We start from the raw sequence: 575 nt of genomic DNA, 5'->3' as shown, positions 1-575 counted from the left end.
CTATCCTTGAAGGGGCCACAATCTACGGGCCGGGCGATGAAAAGATCGGAGCGGTGTCACATGTCCACGGGAGCCACGTCGTGATGGATGTTGGCGGCTTCCTCGGCATTGGGGCCAAGCACGTCGGCGTACCGATCAGCGATCTCGAGTTCATGCGCGATGCAGATGGAAACGTCCTCGCCGTCACCACCTGGACCAAGGAGCAGTTGAAAGCGATGCCTGAGCATGTCGACCTCTAAGGTCGTTGAGCCAGGGGCGCGCGTGGGAGAATGCCCTTCTGMAGCAGCGCCAACAGATCCTGGATATGGGCGCTGTCGAGGAACTTGAGACCGCCGAATTTGACGAACGGGATGTTCCGGCGCGTGAGCTCGATTTCGAGCGGACCGCTGTGATGGGAGGCGCGARACAGCACCGCCTGTTGCTTCAGCGTCGAGCCGCCCTCCCGGTTCTCCAGAACCTTCTCGGCGATGAAGCAGCGCAGATGCACGAGGCCCTGGCGAAAGGGTCGCCGGCCAAAGGTATCGAAACCGCCTTTCTCGTCGGACTGGGTTCCAGCGATGACGTCGAAAGCGGCT

1 protein-coding gene and 1 pseudogene are annotated in these 575 nt (G+C 61.3%); one reads left to right on the top strand and one right to left on the bottom strand.

Going from position 1 to position 575, the window contains the following annotated elements; genetic code table 11:
* Positions 1–2 precede the first annotated feature (2 nt).
* Positions 3–239, top strand: coding sequence for a PRC-barrel domain containing protein (locus AC1DDA_RS27425; RefSeq protein WP_476798097.1), 237 nt, complete (start codon positions 3–5; stop codon positions 237–239).
* 8 nt (positions 240–247) lie between these two features.
* Here the strand turns inward: AC1DDA_RS27425 and AC1DDA_RS27420 are convergent.
* Positions 248–472: pseudogene (locus AC1DDA_RS27420) on the bottom strand (3'-5' exonuclease); the annotation flags it as partial.
* Positions 473–575: the final 103 nt, after the last annotated feature.

The sequence above is a fragment of the Allobosea sp. 10N428 genome (assembly GCF_056394545.1).
The sequence above is the reverse complement of the archived record's forward strand: the minus strand, read 5'-3'. Positions and strand labels throughout refer to the sequence as shown.